Genomic DNA, 21,122 nt, shown 5'->3' with positions numbered 1-21,122 from the left:
CAACATTAAATATCAAATAATTTTACTTAAATTACTCAAAAAATATAACTGAATAAAACTAGTTTATTGAATGAAACGCGCCCTACAGGATTTGAACCTGTAACCTACGGCTTAGAAGGCCGTTGCTCTATCCAATTAAGCTAAGGGCGCATAAAATTGTATTAAAATACATTAATCAAAATAAATCAATAAACTTTTAAAATTATTTGGTTGAGTGTTTTCAATAATGTATATGATTAAAATCTAATTATAGTATTATGAAATGATATTTTATGGTACTATAAAATATATATTATTTCTTACTTTCTTAAGTGTAATACAACTATAGTAGATATATTATATGATAGCAAAGATCATTAATGGTAAAATAGTTGCACAAGAATTACAATTGCAAATAGCAAAAAAAGTTGAAAACCGTCTTAAAAGAGGAAAAAGATTGCCAGGTATAGCCATTATACTTATAGGCAATAATCCAGCATCAAAAATTTATGTTATTAATAAGCGTAGAGTGTGTAAAGAAGTTGGTTTTTTATCTTTCTTTCATGCCTTACCATCCAATATTAGTGAATCTAAATTATTACAATTAATTGATAAACTTAATGATGATATTACAGTTGATGGTATTTTAATACAACTACCTTTACCAAAGAATATTAATTATTTTAGAATATTAGATAGAATAAAGCCGGATAAAGATGTAGATGGTTTCCACCCTTATAACATAGGAAGTTTATGCCAAAGAATACCTAAATTAAGTCCATGTACTCCACATGGTATTGTAACTTTACTTAAATATTATAATATTAATACTTACGGTCTTAATGCTGTAATTATAGGTGCTTCAAATATTGTAGGTAGACCAATGAGTATGGAACTACTGTTGGTCGGTTGCACTACTACTGTTACACATCGTTTTACTCAAAATCTTATTTATCATGTAAAAAATGCAGATCTTTTAATTGTAGCTGTTGGTAAACCAAAATTTGTCCCTGGTAACTGGATTAAACCGGGCGCAATAGTAATTGATGTAGGAATAAATCGTCTTAACAACGGTAAATTAGCTGGTGATGTAGATTTTGAAACAGCTTTTGATAGAGCATCTTTTATAACTCCTGTACCAGGAGGTGTTGGTCCTATGACAATTGCTATGTTAATTCAAAATACTTTACACGCATGTGAAAAATTTCACAATTACTAGTCGAATTTATTTGTATCTCCACGTAGATTCGTATAAATTATCTTCTACAATAACTCCAAGCTTATCAAGCTTACTACGTGCAATGTCAGCTTCTTTCCAGTTTTTTAAATTCCTAGCTATATTACGAATTTTTATTAATCTATTAATTTCATCTGATATGTCAGTATTTGTTGTATTTTTCTTCTGCAAAAATAAATCTGGATCTTGCTGTAATATTCCTAATATACTGGCTAGGTTACGTAATTGTAAAGATATTCTATTAGCTAATTTCATATTTTTGTTTTTTAGGCGATTTATTTCATGAGCCATATCAAACATTATGGAATATACTTCTGGTATGTTAAAATCATCATTCATGGCATTTAAAAAGCGATTTTCAAATTTCTTATTTATTTCATTACCTTTTAAGATATCACTGTTATTTATTATATTAGTACCTCGCAAAGCGGTATATAAACTTCTTAATGACATATTAGATTGAGATAGATTATTAACGGAATAATTTAATTGATTGCGATAATGAGAAGACATTAAAAAATATCTTAAAGTTTCTGAATCAGAATCAAATAACGCTTCACGTAAAGTCAGAAAATTACCTAATGATTTTGACATTTTTTTGTTATTTACCATTACCATACCACAATGTATCCAATATTTGATAATAGTATCTTTGTAAGCACACACAGACTGAGCAAATTCATTTTCATGATGCGGAAATATTAGATCTGATCCACCTCCATGGATATCTAAATTTAATCCAATTTCTTTATTCTGCATAGCAGAACATTCAATATGCCATCCAGGACGACCATGACCCCATGGAGAATTCCAATAAGGCTCATTCTGTTTCGATATTTTCCATAATACAAAATCCATAAAATTACGTTTAATTTCTAAAGTTTTATTCTGTTTACCAATCCATAATTCTTTTAATTTTTGACCAGATAACTTACCGTAATCATGATATTGTTGAACATCAAACATTACATCACCATTATTAGCAATATATGCATAACCATTATTTATAAGTTTTTTTATTATATTAATAATTTCTAAAATATGGCATGTAGCTCTTGGTTCACTATCTGGTGGTAGTATATTTATAGATGCAAAATCATTTTGCATATTTTTAATCATTATATTTGTAAGATTTTTAATAGATTCATTTTTTTTATTAGCACGATTTATGATTTTATCGTCTATATCAGTTATATTACGAACATAATTTAATCTATAACCTATATAACGTAGATAACGTGAAATAACGTCAAAAACTACAAATGTTCTTCCATGTCCTATATGACAAAAATCATATACTGTCACTCCACAAACATACATATTAATCTTATCTTTATTTATAGGTTTAAAAATTTCTTTCTTATGGCTTAGAGTATTATAAATTTTTAGCATCTAACCTATTTCCGCTGTCAAATTTTAATATTTAGTATCAATTCATTTATATCATAGAACTTATTAAATAAGCTAAGTTATAAATACAATAATACATGTAACTTTAATAATTAATGAATAAATTAAAATAAAATTGATAGAATTTTAATATATTGTATTATACAATAGTATTGCTACTAAAATTTAGTGAATAATTTCGTTAGAATATTTTTTGATTATGCAACTAATGTATTTTATTATCTGAAGTAATTATCAATTTTTACTTTAGTATAATAGAATGAGCTATTAAAATAAATTTTTTAATCATTTAAAAATATTTAAGATAATTATTCTCATAGGCAATTTCAGACTGTTATTTATTAACAGTTTTAAATTATTTCAGTTTACTTTGTATCGTAACAAAGACATATTAATAATATGACTAACTTTGATAAGGAGATAGGATAATTGTTTAATAGAAACTATAAAACAATTATTTAATATAAATGTAAAAAGATTTAAAACAAAAATTTTTCTTATTATTATCTAATCTAAGTAGCAGATTTTATATCTTTAATTAAGAGTTATTTATTATGTTATCTAATAAAGATTCATCAGTGGATGTAGCGATTATAATAGGTTCAAAAAGCGATTGGTCTATTATGAAATATGCCGGGGAAATTTTAAATGAATTTGAAATTTTATTCCATACCGAAATAATTTCAGCACATAGAACTCCAGATAGATTATTTAGTTTTGCTGAAAGTACTTTAAATAATTCCTATAAGGTTATAATTGCAGGTGCTGGAGGTGCAGCTCATCTACCAGGAATGTTAGCATCAAAAACTATAATTCCAGTATTAGGAGTACCAATACCAACTACTTATCTTAATGGTGTGGATAGTCTTTATTCTATATTACAAATGCCAAGTGGAATACCTGTTGCTACGTTAGCAATTGGTAAAGCAGGTGCTGTAAATGCTGCTTTATTTTCCGTAGAAATACTTGCAGTTAATAATAAAAATTTATCTTTAAACCTTGTTAAATGGCGCCAAAAACAAACTAATAAGATATTGAATCATCCAAATCCGAGGGAAAAGAAAAATTAATGCAATCTATTATTGTGTTAGGTAATGGTCAGCTTAGTCGTATGCTACGTCAAGCTGGAGAGTTGCTAGGTATTATGGTTTATCCTGTTAATTTTAATAGTGATTTAAATCATATTCCAATATCAAATAGTGTAATTATTGCTGAAATAGAATATTGGCCAAAAAATAGTGTTATAGAAAACTTAAGACATCATATTTCGTTTATTAATAGACATATTTTTCCACTTATAGTAGATCGATTAGAACAAAAAAAGATGTTAAATTCACTAAAAATGAGTACCGTACCTTGGCAAGCGTTGTCAAACAGACATGATTGGCCAAATATATTTGATGTTTTGGGTGAATCAGTGATAGTTAAAAGTCGTTTTGGAGGGTATGATGGTCACAGTCAGTGGCATGTAAATCCACAAAAAACTCATGAAATACCTGATTTGTGTTACGGTAAGTGCATTGTTGAAAGAAAGGTTAATTTTATTAAAGAGGTCTCTATTATAGGTGCACGTAATAAAGAAGGTGAAACTGTTTTCTATCCTCTTACTAACAATTTACATGAAAAAGGTATTTTACTGATTAGTAGTACAGTGCCGCAAGTTAATCCATTTTATCAAAAACAAGCAGAAAATATGCTTAAGATAATAATGCAAACACTTAATTACATCGGAGTGATGACAATGGAATGTTTTATTACTTCAGAAGGATTATTAATTAATGAGTTAGCACCAAGAGTCCACAATAGTGGACATTGGACACAAAATGGAGCATCTATCAGTCAATTTGAACTACATTTACGTTCAGTACTGAATTTAGCTCTTCCAAGTCCTATTGTATTTGGATATTCAGTAATGATCAACCTTATTGGTATTTTAATAAATTTTGAATGGTTCAAACAACCTATATTACATTTACATTGGTATAATAAAAAGGTAATTAAAGGAAGAAAAGTGGGTCACTTAAATTTACATGATTACAACCAATCTCGTTTAAAAACAGCTTTAAATTCTTTGATATCACAATTTCCTGTCGATTATTCTAATGCCATTAAATGGGCAACTGCTAACATATCTTGTATAAAAAATAGAGAAGACAGTATGCAATATTAAATAACATGTAAGTTAATTTATATCAATTAAAATTTATTTTATATTACATACTTAATTCCCTAGATTTTAATATACACTTATAAACAGCTTCTATTATAGCTGACCGGAAGTTTTTTTGTTCTAATACCTTGATGGACTCTATAGTTGTACCTCCTGGTGAACATACCATGTTTCTTAATTCTCCTGGATGTTTTCTGGTCTCTAATAACATCTGAGCAGATCCTTTAACCGCTTGTGAAGCAAATTGATATGCTTTTGAATATGTCATACCGCTTAATACTGCTGCATCAGCCATAGCTTCTATCAAGATAAAAACATATGCTGGAGCGGAACTGCTTATTCCTATAACAGAATGAATTAATTTTTCATCTACAAGATGAGTTTCACTAAAACTTCTAAATATAGATTCTACTAAATCTATTTCAAATTTATTTAAAAATGAATTTGGTGTTATTGATGTCATACCTGCACAAATACTAGAGTTAATATTAGGCATTGCTCTAATAATTTTACGATTAACTCCAATTACCGATTCTATTGCATTAATAGTAATGCCAGCCGCTAATGATATTATTATTGTATTTTCTTTTATACTATTAGAAATATTTTGCAATTCTTTAAGAATTACATGAGGTTTTAATGATATAAATAAAACATCAACTTTCTTAACTAACTGTATATTACTTTCAGTATAATTAACCTTATATTTAAGACTAACTTCTTTATTGGTTGTTAATTTATGATCATAAATCCATATTTGAGAAGGAGCAATATATTCACTTCTTGATAATCCTTTAATGATTGACTGTGCTATATTACCTACACCAATGAAACCAATATTTTTTTTCAATTTATATATTTCCTATTAGAAAAATGCTTCCATAAAAATATAGTTAATATTATACTATAGTCTTAGGTATTTTTTATTTCAATACTCATGATATACTATTATATCATTTTAAACAGTTTCCAATGCTATATATACTATCATAAATTATAAGTTTTAATATAATTATACAATGCATCAACTAAATATATGCTGTTGTTATTTATTTGTAAAAAATCATTACAATATTTTATTTTAAAAAATTTACTTGATTTATAAAATAATACATTTCAATTAAGATCATTTTTAATTTGAACACAAATATTGATACTATAAATATTATGATATATCAATTATCCTTGAGAGATGTTTTAGCACTTGGTTTTATGACTTTTGCTCTATTTGTTGGAGCCGGAAATATAGTGTTTCCTCCTATGGTTGGTATTCAATCTGGTGAATATATATGGATTGCTGCTATAGGTTTTTTGATTACTGCGGTTGGTTTGCCAATCTGTACTATAATTGCATTAGCAAGATCAGGTGGCGGTATTGAAGTAATTAGCTCTCCTATAGGAAAAATAGCTGGCTTAATATTAGCAACAATATGTTATCTACTTATCGGACCTTTATTTGCTATACCTCGTACAGCAACAATTTCTTTTGAAGTAGGTTTTTTACCTTTAGTTAATAACCACAATGGTACACCATTGTTATTATATAGTATAATATATTTTTTATGTGTAACTGTTCTATCTCTATATCCTAGTAAATTACTAGATATTATCGGTTATTTTCTTGCTCCAGTGAAAATCATTGCATTAATTATTCTTAGTTTGTCTGTGTTTATTTGTCATCATGATAATACTTCCCTAACTTTAGCTACAGCTACTCAAGATTATCAAAAATCTGCATTTTGTACTGGTTTCCTTAATGGTTATTTAACCATGGATACATTAGGTGCATTAGTATTCGGTGTTGTGATTGTTAATGCAATTAAATCAAGGGGAATAAAAAAACCAGAAGTATTGGTATATTACACTATAATGGCAGGTTTAATTTCTAGCATTGGTTTAACAATAGTTTACTTAGGTCTTTTAAAATTAGGTTCTAGCACTAATGGATTAGTCAATCAACATGCAGATGGTGCAACCATTTTAAATGTTTACGTGAATAATACTTTTGGATATATAGGCAGTGTTTTCCTTGCTATATTAATTTTTATTGCTTGTATATTGACAGCAGTAGGTTTGACTTGTGCGTGGGTAGATTTTGTAACTAAATACTTTAAATTATCATATAAATCATTAGTTTGCTTTTTGAGTTTATTTTCAATGTTGATATCAAATCTTGGGTTAGATTTTTTAATAAAACTTTCTATTCCAATATTAACTATTATTTATCCACCTTGCATCATACTAGTGGTCTTAAGTTTTACATTAACATGGTGGTACAATAATACAAGAGTATTTATACCAACTATACTAATTAGCCTAATTTTTAGTACTTTAGATGCTTTAAAATTCATTGATTTGAAAAGTAAAATTAATTTACTAATTCATTGGCCATTAATAAATGAAATTTCCTGGTTATTACCAACAATTACAGTTCTAATTATTGCTGGTATTACCGATCGTATTATAGGTTTAAGATGAATATATTTTTTAATATAAATATAATATCTTTATGTTAATAAAAAATTTTAATTTTGACTTACCTAAGTCTCTTATTGCATATTTTCCTACGAAACAACGTAGAAAATGTAGATTATTATTTCTTAATGGATTATCTGGTTCTATAAATCATGGCATATTTAGTGATATAACAAATAGAATTAATCCAGGAGATTTATTAATATTAAATAATACTCGTGTTATTCCAGCTAGAATATTTGGAAGGAAAAAACTTAGTGGAGGAAAAATTGAAATATTAATAGAACAGATATTGGATAATAACTGTGTTCTAGCACAAGTGAAAGCATCACATAAATTAAAACCAGGTATGGAGATTCAATTAGAAAAAAATGGAAGTACTGTAAAAGCAATATCGATAATGCGTTATGGTAGGTTGTTTAAAATATTTTTTGAAGATAATCGAAATGTAATCGATATTATTAATAATATCGGACATATGCCGTTACCACCATATATTAAACGTCCTGATATTAATTTAGATCAAGAATTGTACCAGACTGTTTATGGTACTATTCCTGGTGCTATCGCCGCCCCTACTGCTGGACTACATTTTGATCAATTTTTATTAAATAAACTTCGAGAAAAAGGTGTCAATATAGCTTTCATTACATTACATATTGGTTCTAGTACCTTTCAACCAGTTAAAGTTAAAAATATCAAAGATCATAATATGCATCCTGAATACGTGGAAGTATCACAGGAAGTGGCAGATGCAGTTATTAACTGTAAAAATCAAGGAAAAAAAATTATAGCTGTTGGTACTACGTGTGTTCGTTCGCTTGAAAGTGCTGCTAAAATAAATGAAAACAAAATAATTTCACCATTTTTTGACTATACAAATATTTTTATCTATCCTGGTTATAAGTATAAAATTATAGATGCTTTGATAACTAATTTTCATTTACCTCAATCCACTTTGATTATGTTGGTATCCTCCTTTGCTGGTTATCAGCATACTATGAATGCATATCAAACAGCTATTCATAACAAATATAGTTTTCTTAGTTATGGTGATGCAATGTTTATAACTAAAAATCCTATGGCACCACAAGAAAAATTTAATTAGTAATTAAAAAAATATTTAGCTGATTATGAGGCTAAAGCATTATGAAATTTAAGATAGAATTCGTAGATAATCATGCACGTCAAGGTTACTTAATATCTGATCGTGGTGTAATAGAAACTCCAGCATTTATGCCAGTTGGTACTTACGGTGCTATAAAAGGTATTACGATTGAAGAAATCTTAAAATCTGGTACAAAAATTATTTTGTCAAATACCTTGCATCTTTTTATGCGTCCCGGTATAGAAATTATAAAACTGCACGGTAGTATACATGATTTTATGAATTGGCCAGGTCCAATATTAACTGATTCTGGCGGTTTTCAAATATTTAGTCTTAATAAAATTAATAGAGTTCAAGAAGAAGGTGTATATTTTTTAAATCCAATTAATGGTAGTAAGTTTTTTTTAAATCCAGAAAAGTCTATTGAAATTCAAAATGATATCGGTTCAGATATTCTAATGGTGTTTGATGAATGTATAAAGTACCCTGTTAATTGGAATGATGCTAAAATTTCTATGGAAATGTCTTTACGGTGGGCTGAACGAAGTCGTAACCAATTTGATCGTTTAGGTAACAAAAATTTGCTTTTTGGTATTATTCAAGGATCTACGTATGAAGATTTGCGTAGCATTTCTTTGAAGAATCTATTGGAAATTGGTTTTGATGGATATGCCATAGGAGGCTTATCAGTAGGCGAACCAAAAGAACAAATGTATAATATAGTTGATCATATTTGTAAAGAAATTCCATTACATAAACCACGTTATTTAATGGGAGTTGGTAAGCCTGAAAACATAATAGAATGCGTCATGCGCGGTGTAGATATGTTCGATTGTGTGATACCTACTAGAAATGCACGTAATGGTTATTTATTTGTAAATAATGGAGTAATTAAAATACGTAACACTCAGTATAAGTCTGATATTAAACCAATAGATACATCATGTGATTGTTACACTTGCTGTAATTATAGTAGATCTTATTTACATCATTTAGATAAATGTAATGAGATATTAGGTGCAAGATTAAATACTATTCATAATTTACATTATTATCAAAGTTTGATGGTTGGCTTACGTAAAGCTATTAAAGAAAAAAAACTGAAACAATTTATTAGTAAATTTTATCAAAAACTGGACAAAAAAATTTCTTTTTAATTAAAAATAATACTTGATTAGTGAGGTATATTTAATGAATTTTTTTATTTCTGATGTATTTGCTGCATCAGGAGAACGTTTTCAGAAAAATTATTATTCTTTAGTTATTATGCTAGTAACATTTAGTATAATTGTTTACTTTATGATTTTACGTCCTCAACAAAAACGTGTAAATGAACATAAAAAATTAATAGATTCAATCAGTAAAGGAGATGAAGTGATTACTAACGGTGGTTTGGTTGGGTTGGTAATAAAAATAACAAAATGTGATTATATTACTATATTATTAAATGACACTACTGAAGTAATTATTAAGCGTGATTTTATATCTTCTATTTTACCAAAAGGTACTATAAAAAAATTATAATTTGTTAAGAGCGATCATTGTGTTAAATCGTTATCCAATTTGGAAATGGAAATATATTTTTGTATTTACTATATTAATTGTAAGTTTATTATATGCAATTCCTAATTTATATGGGGAAGATCCTTCTGTACAAGTTATTAGTAAAAACGGTGATTTTGTAAATCAAAATGTTTTTCGTACTATTAAAGAAGTAATACAAAAAAATAGAATTAAATATAAATCTATTTCATTAGAACATGGAATTGTTACATTACGGCTCAACGATTTAAATACACAACTTTTAGCACATGATATAATTAAAAAAAGAATACAAAATAAATATATTACTTCACTAAATTTAATTCCGGCTACACCCAATTGGTTTAACTGGATATCGGCAAAACCAATGCAGTTAGGTTTTGATCTTCGTGGTGGAGTAGAATTATTAATTGAAGTAGATATAAAAAATCTAGTGAAAAATATTATAAATCAGAAAACTAGTAATTTAATAGGTGAATTACGTCAAAAAAACATCTTATATAATAAAATATATAGTGATAAAAATTTTAATATAAAAATTATTTTTAATAATTTTTATGATTGTAATCAAGCCTTGACTTATTTAAAATCAATTCATAAAGAATTATTATTTAACATCAATGATCATAATATCATTAACATCAACATATCTACGTCTTATATAAATCAACTACGTGAAAATGCTATCCAACAAAATATTATTATATTACGAAATCGTATTAATCAACTTGGTATATCTCAATCTTCAATTCAACGTCAAGGATTTGAACATATTTTAATTAATTTACCTGGTATTCAAGACATTTCTAGCGCTAAAAAACTCATAGGAACAACTGCAACATTGGAATTTCGTTTAGTAAATACTAGCATGCATTCAAATCTAATATCTCATAATATAATACCCTTTGATTCTGAAATTAAATATACAAGTAATGGACAACCAGTTTTGTTGTATAAGCATGTAATATTGACAGGAAATCATATAACATTTTCAACTGCCAGTCTTGATAAAGATAATAATCCTGAAATTAATATTGTTCTAGATAGCAAAGGTGGAGATATAATGTCTAATTTTACCAAAGACAACATTGGAAAATTTATTGCAACTTTATTTATAGAATATAAAGATAGTGGTAAAAAATATTCTCAAGGTAGTTCTATTTTAATGAAAAATGAAGAAATTATTAACATTGCTAATATTCAATCTCAAGTAAGCAATAATTTTCGTATAACTGGAATTAAAAACTTAAATTCAGCCCGTCAACTAGCAATATTACTTCGTGCAGGTGCTTTAGTCACTCCAATTCAGATTATAGAAGAACGCACCATTGGTCCTACAATGGGACAAAAAAACATTTCTCAAGGAATAAAAGCTTGTTTATTTAGTTTATTTTCTTGTGTTATCTTCATGATATTATTTTATAAAAAATTTGGATTAATTTCTGTCACTACTTTATTAATTAATTTAATTATTATAATTGCTATTACTTCATTACTTCCAAACGTAACACTCACAATGCCGGGTATTGCTGGTATTGTGTTAAGCTTAGCAGTAGCTATAGATGCTAATATTTTAATCAATGAACGGATTAAAGAAGAAATCTATAATGGATGTGCTATTGCTAAAGCAATTAATAAAGGATATAAGAATGCTTTATCTAGTATAATAGATTCAAACATAACCACTTTAATCAAGGCTATTATCCTTTACATATTTGGTATTGGTTCTGTCAGAGGATTTGCTATAATGACTATCATTGGTATAATGACATCAATGCTGACTTTAGTTGTGTTTACAAAATCCATTATAGATTTTTTTTACAGCAATAGAAATATTAAAAATTTATCTATATAGGATTACACTAATGTCACAAATTTCTTATATTAATGAATTTAATGAAAAAAATAAAATATTTGACTTTATGCGTTGGAATAAATTAGCATTTTTCATCTTAGGATTGCTTATTATATTTTCTTTTGTATTTATTTTTATGATTAAATTTAATTGGGGCGTTGATTTTACCGGAGGTACTGTAATAGAGATTAATTTAGAAACAGCAGTTGATCTTAATTTAATACGTAGTACTTTAATACAATCTGGTTTTAATAAACCTATAGTAAGCACTGCAGGTAGCAAGAGTATAATGATAAAAATTCACTCATATTTTAATTCAAAAAACAGCGATGATTTATCTAGTAAATTAATTAATGCAATTAATAAAAATATAAAACAAAAAATAATAATCAATCATATTGATTTTGTTGGACCAAGTGTTGGGATAGACCTAATAAAAAACGGTGTGATAGCTCTTTTATGTGCAATAGCAAGTGTTTTGTTATATGTTGGTTTCCGTTTTGATTGGTATCTTGCATTTGGTATAGTGGTAGCTTTATTTAGTGATTTGATTATTACTTGTGGATTTTTATCTTTATTTCACATAGAAATTGATCTAACTATCCTCGCATCATTAATGTCTGTAATTGGTTACTCACTGAATGATAAAATAGTTATTTCAGATCGAATTAGAGAAAACACAAGGCATATAAAATCTTTTTCTTATTATGAAATAATTAATATTTCGTTAAATCAAGTATTAAAACGTACGTTAATAACTTCTTTGATTACTTCAATAATGGTAATAATTTTATTATTATTTGGTGGTTCATTATTAACAGGTTTTTCATTAACTATGTTGATTGGTTTAATATTTGGGACATTATCATCAATTTATGTTTTTCTATCGTTAGCATTGATAGCACATAGTATAAATAATCGAGTATTTTTATATCAATAAGAAATTTTAAAAATTATAGAATTAATAAAATATACTGAAATTTTTGTGTTTATGATCAATAAATCTATATAAAATAATTTAATTTCTTATTAACTTATTAATATGATAAAATATAAATCATTGATTATTTAATTTTTTAATATATTATGTACTCTAAATTTCAATATATTTAATAACGTTTTACTAAATTATAAATATTTACAATAAATGATTTATTTTAATATTAAAATAATTAGCTTATTAAGAGAATAATTTTTAGAAAATCACTCCATAGTATAAATATAATAAAAACATAGGTAATAAATTTAAATTAAGTGATACCGCTGAATATTTAATGTAATAGAAAACAACCAGTAAGTTTAATTATATATTATTTAAAAATTTATTAAAAATTAATCATGTTATTTTTTTATATTATACATTTGGATTTATTATTAATGACACTAAAGAAAAATATTAAGTTAATTAGGATTATATTTTGACAGATGAATTATATATGGCACATGCTTTAAAGTTAGCAAAAAGAGGTTGTTTTACTACTACTCCAAATCCAAACGTAGGTTGTGTAATAGTATTGCATGGTAATATCGTAGGTGAAGGATGGCATCAAAAAGCAGGTGGAAATCATGCAGAAATACATGCTTTACATGCAGCTGGTGATAAAGCTAGAGGATCTACTGTATATGTAACTTTAGAACCATGTAGTCATCATGGATTGACACCACCTTGTTGTCAGGCATTAATTGATGCTGGAGTTGATCGAGTAGTAGTTGCAGCACAAGATCCTAATCCCAAAGTATCAGGAAAAGGTTTTATTTTTCTTAAGCAAGCTGGCATAAAAGTTAGTCATGGGTTAATGATGAAAGAAAGTAAAGAAATTAATCGTGGATTTTTTAAGAGAATGGTTACTGGATTTCCTTGGGTACAGTTAAAATTTGGTATATCTTTAGACGGCTGTATTGCAATGAATAATGGTCAAAGTAAATGGATTACTTCACATCATTCACGTCTTGATGTTCAGCGTTATAGAGCACAAAGTTCTGCCATACTTAGTACCAGTAATACAATATTAGCTGACAATCCTTTTCTTACTGTACGTTGGCCACAATTAAAGAAAGATATAGAATTTATACCCGATCAAAAATTATTACGTCAACCTATAAGAGTAATTATGGACAGACAAAATCAGGTTACACCTAAGCATAAAATAATTAATCAACCTGGTGAAACTTGGTTAATACGCCAAAGTCATGATAATCAATGTTGGCCAAATAACGTAGTGCAAATGATATTACCTGTAAATAAGCAAAAAATTAATTTGTCGGAAATGTTGTTACTGTTAGGTAAAAATCAAATTAATAATATATTAGTTGAAGCTGGTGCGAAATTTGCTGGTGCATTAATTCAAGATAATATGATAGATGAATTAATAATTTATATTGCTCCTAAAATACTAGGTGACAGTAGCATAAGATTTTGTAAATTACCAAATTTAATTGATTTAAATAGTACACCAAAATTTTCATTTACTGATATATGTAAAATAGGTAGTGATATCCGTATGACTTTAATACCAGAAGAACAGAAATCTATATAATATATTAAATATTATATATTTATATTAAATGAAATTTAAACATTCAATTAACTGATATTCTAATCAATAAAGGATCAACATGAAAGTAATCGAAGCTACCATTACAGCTCCTGAAGCTAATATTGCTATTATTGTTTCACGTTTTAATAACTTCATTAATCATAATCTTCTAGATGGTGCAATATCTTCTCTAAAACGCCTTGGCCAAGTAAAACATGAAAATATAACTATCGTTTGGGTACCAGGTGCTTATGAATTACCACTGATAGCTAATGTATTAAGTAAAACGGATAAATATGACGCAATAATTGCCTTAGGTACTATTATTCGTGGTAATACTTCTCATTGTGAGTATATAGCTCATGAATCCAGTTCAGGTATTGCTAAAATTTCAATAAGTAGCTGTATCCCTATTGCTTTTGGATTATTAACTACTGAAAATATTGATCAAGCTATTGAACGTTCTGGTACTAAAGCTGGGAATAAAGGTGCTGAAGCGGCAATAGCTGCTCTTGAAATGATTAATTTATTAAAAATCATTAAAAATTAATTAACAGATAAGAGAGATATCACATTATGAATGTTATTGCTCGTCGTCGTGCTCGTGAATGTGCTGTACAAGCGCTTTATTCTTGGCAATTATCTAAAAATGATATATCAGAAATAGAATTATATGTTTTAAATGAACAAAATATAGTTGATATTGATATTGTTTATTTTCATAAATTATTGCTTGGAGTAACAAAAAACAATAATTATTTAGATCAACTTATGAAACCATATCTATATCGTGAATTAAAACAATTAGGTAATATAGAAAAAGCTATTTTACGTATAGCATTATATGAAATTAGCAAATGTAATGATATGCCATATAAAGTTGCAATTAATGAAGGCATTGAATTAGCAAAAATTTTTGGAGGTGAAGATAGCTATAAATTCATTAATGGAGTGTTAGATAAAGCCGCTATGAATATTCGATTAAATCGTACAAAATAAATAATTAAGAGATTTATCAAACATGAATTCTGGTGAATTTGAGTTAATAAAAAAATATTTTAATCATACAAAAAATACATATAATTATAGTAATTATATTGAATTAGGAATTGGTGATGATTGTGCACTGTTAAAAATACCAAAAAACCAAATTTTAGCCGTTAGTAATGATACATTTGTAGCTGACGTGCATTTTTTAAATAATATTAAACCTTCTGATTTAGCTTATAAAGCTTTATCAGTGAGTCTTAGCGATTTAGCTGCAATGGGAGCAGATCCAACCTGGGTTACATTATCAATAACTTTACCTAAATTAAATGATTCATGGTTATTTAGTTTTAGTAAAAGCCTTTTTAAATTATTAAATTATTATAATATAGAACTTATTGGTGGAGATACTACTCGGGGTCCATTAAGTTTAGGTTTTAATGTTTATGGTATAATTCCAAAAGGCTGTGCGATTAAACGTTCAGGAGCAAAATTAAATGATTTAATTTACGTAACTGGAAATTTAGGTGATAGTGCAGCTGGTTTACAATTACTTCAAAATAACTTAAAAATAAAAAATGCAAAATCATATAGATCACTAATTAAACGCCATTTACGTCCAGTGCCTCGTATTGAACAAGGGAAAGCATTGCGAAGTATTGCATCATCAGCAATCGATATTTCAGACGGCTTAATTTCTGATTTGGGTCATATACTACAACATAGTAGTTGCGGAGCTTATATAAATTTAGATAATATTCCTTTATCACACGATCTTACTAGTAATTTTGAATTCAATCAAATTTTATCTTGGGCATTAAGTGGAGGAGAAGACTATGAACTATGTTTTACTATTCCAGAAAAAAATATCCATAAATTAGATACAGCATTTAATGATCTTGATTTACCATATACTTATATAGGAAGAATTACACATAAATCTAAAGGTTTAGTTTGTTTTAAAAATGGAAAACCCCTAGAATCATATAATAAAGGATTTGATCACTTTAAATAAAATATTAAATCTAAATTACGCACACAACCATAAATTACGCACACAACCATTCGTAAATTTGCTCTTGTATACCCTTAGCATCAAGCTTATATTCTCTTCTTATTTCGTTTTGTTCGCCTTGAGGAATAAATTCATCAGGTAAACCAATATTTAGAACTGGTATTTTTAATTTTTTAATCATTACAAATTCATTTACTCCACTACCAGCTCCTCCTTTAATACTGCCTTCTTCTAAAGTTATTAAAAATTCATGATTATTAGCTAATTGCAAAATTAATGATTCATCTAATGGTTTAACAAATCTCATATCTGCTAGTGTTGAATTTAATACTTCTGCAACATTGATAGCTTCTATTAATAATGTACCAAAATTAAGAATTGCTATTTTTTTGCCCTTACGCTTTATAATACCTTCGCCAATATTTATTGTTTTTAGAGATGTTAATGGTATTCCAATACCACTACCACGAGGATAACGTACAGCAGTAGGACCTTCCATATATTGGTATCCTGTATACAACATTTGACGACATTCATTTTCATCACTCGGTGTCATAATTACCATATTTGGTATACAGCGTAAAAAAGATATATCAAAAGCACCTTGATGAGTTTGCCCATCTGCTCCTACAATACCGCCTCGATCAATAGCAAACATTACAGGCAATTTTTGAATAGCTACATCATGAATTAATTGATCATAAGCACGCTGTAAAAATGTAGAATAAATAGCTACAATAGGCCTGTAACCACCAATAGCTATACCTGATGCGAATGTCACTGCATGTTGTTCGGCAATCGCTACATCAAAATATTGATTTGGGTATTCACGTGAAAAATCTACCATGCCAGAACCTTCACTCATTGCTGGTGTTATTGCTATAAGTTTAGAATCTTGAGAAGCCATTTCACATAGCCAATCACCAAAAATCTTTGAATAACTTGGTAAAGATTTTAAATGTTTTGGCAATATTCCACTTATAGGATCAAATTTAGGAACAGCATGCCATGTAACTGGATCTTTTTCAGCAGGATCATATCCTTTACCTTTTTTTGTAATCACATGCAAAAACTGTGGTCCTTTAAGTTTACGCATATTTTTTAAAGTATTAATGAGTGTTAATACATCATGTCCATTAATAGGTCCTATGTAATTAAATCCTAATTCCTCAAATAATAGTCCTGGTACTGCAATGCTTTTTAAATATTTTTCAGTTCTTTTGAAAATATTTTTTATTGGAGGGATATTAGTTAAAACTTTTTTACTTCCTTCCCGAAATCTCAAATATGTTCTTCCAGATAAAATCTGTGCTAGACGATTATTAATAGCACCTACATTTTTAGAAATAGACATTTCATTATCATTTAGAACTACAAGTATATTAGGTTTAATATCACCAGCATGATTCATCGCTTCAAATGCCATACCAGCAGTTATTGCTCCATCACCAATAATGCACACAATATGACGACCTTTATTGTCATATTTCTCTGTTATAGCTATACCTATACCTGCACTAATAGATGTTGAAGAATGTCCTACAGTTAAAACATCATATTCACTTTCATCCCGACATGGAAATGAATGCAAACCATTTTTCTGACGAATTGTATTGATAAGATCACGTCTTCCCGTTAGAATTTTATGTGGATATGCCTGATGCCCAACATCCCATATTAAATAGTCAAAAGGTGTATTATATACATAATGTAATGCTACGGTTAGCTCAATAACTCCTAATCCAGAAGCAAGATGTCCACTAGAATGACTTACACTATTTAATAAATATTGACGCAATTCAGCACACAATATAGTCAGTATTTCTAACGGTAAACAGCGCAATTTCTGAACAGTTTTTATCAATGATAGAGTTGGATATTTTTTATGATCAAAAATCATGAAATACTCATTATTCTCAAATATAAATAATTTTATCACAATTATAAATTTATTGATTTTTAATTAATATAGTTATAATTGGCTGTTAATAATCAAAATCAATTGTTCAATAAAAATTATAAACTAGTCCTATATCATATTTTATACAATCAAATATTTTATGTTACTATCTAAATGACAGAATAAAATTAAAATATTAATATATACTACTATATTTGTTTTAATATAGCTCTGAAATTTTCAGATAAAATTTTTATCATTTTATTACTAAAAATTTTTAATATCTTTAATTACAAAGCGTATTATTTTGAAATATAAACAGAGGTACATTTTGGCAACTAACAGTATAGAATTTTTACATATTATTGACATTCGTTCTGTTGATGAACAAGAAAAAAAACCACTAAAACTAAATAATGCTAAAGTTAAATCAATTCCTTTTTATGATCTTAATAGAAAATTTAAAACACTAGATCAAAATAAAATTTGGTTTCTTTATTGCGAAACAGGTATAATGAGTCGTCTACAAGCTTTGTATTTAATTGAGCAGGGTTTTAATAACGTAACAACTTATAATATACATACATCCTTTTAAGAAAAACTAAGTTAAAATATACTAAGCAATTGAAATTAGAAATTTAAAAGAAATTGTTCGATTTTACTTCTATTAGTAATTTTGCTGTCAATTTTAATATATAAATTTTTTTCTTCAAAAACTACTAATACTTCTACAACACCTGGTTGTAGCCTAATTTTTTTTTCGATGTTAGGTATAGACAACATCTTATTATTTAATGTAATACGTGTACTCATTATATAAGGTGGTTCTTTCATATTAAGACTAATCAATAACCAAAATATAGAAATTAAAATACAAAATAATAATACTGTTTGTATATTATAATTACCTAGTATCCAACCACCAATGCTACTGCCACAAGCTACACCAAAAAACTGGCAAGTTGAATAAAAACCCATAGCAGTACCTTTGTAACCTAATGGAGATTCTTTGCTAACTAAAGAAGGTATAATTGCTTCCATTAGACTGAAGGCAAAAAGAAAAAGTTGTATTCCAATAAATAATATCCAAAAATTATTAAAAGCAATTTGCAGCACTATTTCTGATATTATAATTATTAAAACACCAATTAAAAACGTTCTTTTTATAGATCTCTTTATTTCAGTATAAACAATACAAGGTATTACAAAAGTAAATGCTATCAGCATAGTTATTAAATAAATTTTCCAATGCATTGATATAGGAAAGCCTGCTGTTTCGAATTGATGTGGTAAAACAATTAAATTACATGTTAATAGTGTGTGTAAAAAGAAAATACTAATATTCAACTGCATTAATTTATTGTTATATAAAATTTTAAAAAAACTATTTTTTATAATTCCTATTTCACGATTCGTCACATGATTTGTTTCTTTTGGAACTATGAACATTATGATATAAATACAAAATAAAGAAAAAAAAGTAATGATCCAAAATAGAAAATGCAAACCAAATTCATGTACAACTATAGGACTAATTATTATTGCAATAGCAAAAGTAATACCAAAATTAATGCCAACATAAGCAGTGACTTTGCTTAAATTCTGTTCACGTATTAAATCAGATAATAAAGCCATTATTACAGCAGATACTGCACCTGATCCTTGCAATGCTCGACCAATAATCAGACCCCAGATAGAACAACTATTAGCAGAAATTAAACTACCTAATATTAGTAATGATAAACCAAAAATAATCAATGGCTTACGACCAACACGATCAGAAATCAAACCAAAGGGAATTTGAAATATTGCTTGAGTGAATCCATATATACCAATCGCTATACCTATAAGAGTTTTGTTTGCGTTCTGCAATAACATGCCATAAGTAGTTAGTACTGGAAGCACCATAAACATTCCTAACATTCGTAATGCAAATATCATGCTAAGACCTAAGCTAGCACGTAATTCAGTAGGATTTAATTTACTATTATTATTCATTTCATATTTTTTATTTTTTTCAAAATTATATATTAATATAAAATTCTTTATTTCCTTGCATCTAAAGACATCATTACACTTAATACTGTAATAGTAACAATAGAAAAAATGAATACTTGACGTGCCCAAACATTATTTTCAGAAGTCTTATAACCTAATAACGCAATAATTAACCATATTAAAGTCACTATAGATGAAACTATTAAATAGCTATAATTAGTGTACCCACCGATTGATAACATCGAAATAGATATAAAAAAGATTACAATATAAAATACAATATGATTCTTAGTTATCTCGATACCTTTTATTACAGGTAACACAGGAATATTTGCTATTTGATAATCTTTAAGACATAATATTGCTATAGCATAAGAATGTGGTATTTGCCACAAACTAAAAATTAATGCCAGAATTACTGTGCATGCATCAATTTTATTACTAATAGCAGAGTAACCAACAATAGGTGGTATAGCACCTGCAATACTACCAACTATAGTACTATAGATAGATCTACGCTTCATATATAAACTGTAAATAACTACATAAACAACAAATCCTATAATTGTTAGTTCAGTTGATAAAAAATTTACATTAAAATATAATAGATAAATTCCTAATAAACCTAGTATCAATGAAGATAAAATACTTGCTCTTGTTGATATAAGACCTCTTACCAAAACCCTATGTTTAGTTCTTTCCATTTTTTTATCTATGTCACGGTCTATAATATTATTCAATATACAACTTGAAGCAATGACTAAAGACTCTCCAATTAAACACATTATTAGTAATTTATAATTAATACTACCTTGTGATGCAAGAAAAAAACCACCCATAACTGAAATCAAATTCCCAAAGATTATCTTTGGCTTTATTAACTGTAAGTATTGTGTAAACATTAAAATC

General features: G+C 27.4%; 18 protein-coding genes, 1 tRNA gene and 1 pseudogene. 14 read left to right on the top strand and 6 right to left on the bottom strand.

From position 1 onward, the window contains the following. Positions 1-76: 76 nt before the first annotated feature. Positions 77-150: transfer RNA gene (locus CRV10_RS03410), tRNA-Arg, on the bottom strand. Between the two features lie 190 nt (positions 151-340). Here CRV10_RS03410 and folD point away from each other — a divergent pair. Continuing rightward, the gene (gene folD, locus CRV10_RS03405) at positions 341-1,198 is read left to right on the top strand and encodes a bifunctional methylenetetrahydrofolate dehydrogenase/methenyltetrahydrofolate cyclohydrolase FolD (RefSeq protein ID WP_136130418.1); all 858 of its coding nucleotides are present in this window, start codon (positions 341-343) and stop codon (positions 1,196-1,198) included. A gap of 6 nt (positions 1,199-1,204) precedes the next feature. On the opposite strand, the gene cysS is transcribed toward folD, so the two are convergent. Then, complete coding sequence (gene cysS, locus CRV10_RS03400) at positions 1,205-2,608, bottom strand: cysteine--tRNA ligase (RefSeq protein WP_136130417.1); 1,404 nt, start codon at positions 2,606-2,608, stop codon at positions 1,205-1,207. 572 nt (positions 2,609-3,180) lie between these two features. On the opposite strand from cysS, the gene purE reads away from it, so the two are divergent. Next, positions 3,181-3,696: a 5-(carboxyamino)imidazole ribonucleotide mutase gene (purE, locus tag CRV10_RS03395; protein WP_136130416.1), complete on the top strand. Its 516-nt coding sequence runs from the start codon at positions 3,181-3,183 to the stop codon at positions 3,694-3,696. Beyond that, a complete protein-coding gene (purK, locus tag CRV10_RS03390) occupies positions 3,696-4,796 on the top strand; it encodes a 5-(carboxyamino)imidazole ribonucleotide synthase (protein ID WP_136130415.1) in 1,101 nt (366 codons plus the stop codon). Before purE ends, purK begins: the two co-directional genes overlap by 1 nt. A gap of 43 nt (positions 4,797-4,839) precedes the next feature. On the opposite strand, the gene proC is transcribed toward purK, so the two are convergent. Then, the gene (proC, locus tag CRV10_RS03385; RefSeq protein WP_136130414.1) at positions 4,840-5,646 is read right to left on the bottom strand and encodes a pyrroline-5-carboxylate reductase; all 807 of its coding nucleotides are present in this window, start codon (positions 5,644-5,646) and stop codon (positions 4,840-4,842) included. A gap of 317 nt (positions 5,647-5,963) precedes the next feature. Between proC and brnQ the strand changes: the two genes are divergently transcribed. The 10 genes from brnQ (at position 5,964) to thiL (ending at position 16,315) form a co-directional block, all read left to right on the top strand. Beyond that, positions 5,964-7,274 (top strand): branched-chain amino acid transport system II carrier protein, encoded by a 1,311-nt coding sequence (gene brnQ, locus CRV10_RS03380; protein ID WP_136130434.1) that lies wholly within the window; start codon positions 5,964-5,966, stop codon positions 7,272-7,274. 31 nt (positions 7,275-7,305) lie between these two features. After that, entirely contained in the window at positions 7,306-8,379 is a 1,074-nt protein-coding gene (gene queA, locus CRV10_RS03375; RefSeq protein ID WP_136130413.1) for a tRNA preQ1(34) S-adenosylmethionine ribosyltransferase-isomerase QueA, read from the top strand. A gap of 41 nt (positions 8,380-8,420) precedes the next feature. Continuing rightward, positions 8,421-9,536, top strand: coding sequence for a tRNA guanosine(34) transglycosylase Tgt (gene tgt / locus CRV10_RS03370; protein ID WP_136130412.1), 1,116 nt, complete (start codon positions 8,421-8,423; stop codon positions 9,534-9,536). A 34-nt stretch (positions 9,537-9,570) separates the two neighbouring features. Then, the gene (gene yajC, locus CRV10_RS03365) at positions 9,571-9,903 is read left to right on the top strand and encodes a preprotein translocase subunit YajC (protein WP_136130411.1); all 333 of its coding nucleotides are present in this window, start codon (positions 9,571-9,573) and stop codon (positions 9,901-9,903) included. 19 nt (positions 9,904-9,922) lie between these two features. Continuing rightward, a complete protein-coding gene (gene secD / locus CRV10_RS03360) occupies positions 9,923-11,776 on the top strand; it encodes a protein translocase subunit SecD (RefSeq protein WP_136130410.1) in 1,854 nt (617 codons plus the stop codon). A gap of 10 nt (positions 11,777-11,786) precedes the next feature. Then, positions 11,787-12,716, top strand: coding sequence for a protein translocase subunit SecF (secF, locus tag CRV10_RS03355; protein WP_136130409.1), 930 nt, complete (start codon positions 11,787-11,789; stop codon positions 12,714-12,716). Positions 12,717-13,194: 478 nt separating this feature from the next. Beyond that, positions 13,195-14,313 (top strand): bifunctional diaminohydroxyphosphoribosylaminopyrimidine deaminase/5-amino-6-(5-phosphoribosylamino)uracil reductase RibD, encoded by a 1,119-nt coding sequence (gene ribD / locus CRV10_RS03350; RefSeq protein ID WP_136130408.1) that lies wholly within the window; start codon positions 13,195-13,197, stop codon positions 14,311-14,313. Between the two features lie 79 nt (positions 14,314-14,392). Continuing rightward, positions 14,393-14,863, top strand: a complete 471-nt coding sequence (gene ribH / locus CRV10_RS03345) for a 6,7-dimethyl-8-ribityllumazine synthase (protein ID WP_136130407.1) — start codon at positions 14,393-14,395, stop codon at positions 14,861-14,863. 26 nt (positions 14,864-14,889) lie between these two features. After that, positions 14,890-15,312, top strand: coding sequence for a transcription antitermination factor NusB (nusB, locus tag CRV10_RS03340; RefSeq protein ID WP_136130406.1), 423 nt, complete (start codon positions 14,890-14,892; stop codon positions 15,310-15,312). A gap of 22 nt (positions 15,313-15,334) precedes the next feature. Continuing rightward, on the top strand, positions 15,335-16,315 hold the full coding sequence (gene thiL, locus CRV10_RS03335; protein ID WP_136130405.1) for a thiamine-phosphate kinase: 981 nt from the start codon (positions 15,335-15,337) through the stop codon (positions 16,313-16,315). Between the two features lie 34 nt (positions 16,316-16,349). Here thiL and dxs read toward each other — a convergent pair whose 3' ends face one another. Further along, positions 16,350-18,215 (bottom strand): 1-deoxy-D-xylulose-5-phosphate synthase, encoded by a 1,866-nt coding sequence (gene dxs, locus CRV10_RS03330; RefSeq protein ID WP_136130404.1) that lies wholly within the window; start codon positions 18,213-18,215, stop codon positions 16,350-16,352. 361 nt (positions 18,216-18,576) lie between these two features. Between dxs and thiI the strand changes: the two are divergent. After that, a pseudogene (gene thiI / locus CRV10_RS03325) lies at positions 18,577-18,810 on the top strand (thiazole biosynthesis protein); the annotation flags it as partial. A gap of 35 nt (positions 18,811-18,845) precedes the next feature. Here the strand turns inward: thiI and CRV10_RS03320 are convergent. Further along, the gene (locus CRV10_RS03320; protein ID WP_136130402.1) at positions 18,846-20,213 is read right to left on the bottom strand and encodes an MFS transporter; all 1,368 of its coding nucleotides are present in this window, start codon (positions 20,211-20,213) and stop codon (positions 18,846-18,848) included. A 47-nt stretch (positions 20,214-20,260) separates the two neighbouring features. Continuing rightward, a complete protein-coding gene (gene cyoE / locus CRV10_RS03315) occupies positions 20,261-21,115 on the bottom strand; it encodes a heme o synthase (protein ID WP_136130401.1) in 855 nt (284 codons plus the stop codon). Positions 21,116-21,122 lie beyond the last annotated feature (7 nt).

Origin of the sequence: Candidatus Pantoea edessiphila (assembly GCF_002933355.1) — a bacterium.
Classification (GTDB): Bacteria; Pseudomonadota; Gammaproteobacteria; order Enterobacterales; family Enterobacteriaceae; genus Pantoea_C; species Pantoea_C edessiphila.
The sequence above is the reverse complement of the archived record's forward strand: the minus strand, read 5'-3'. Positions and strand labels throughout refer to the sequence as shown.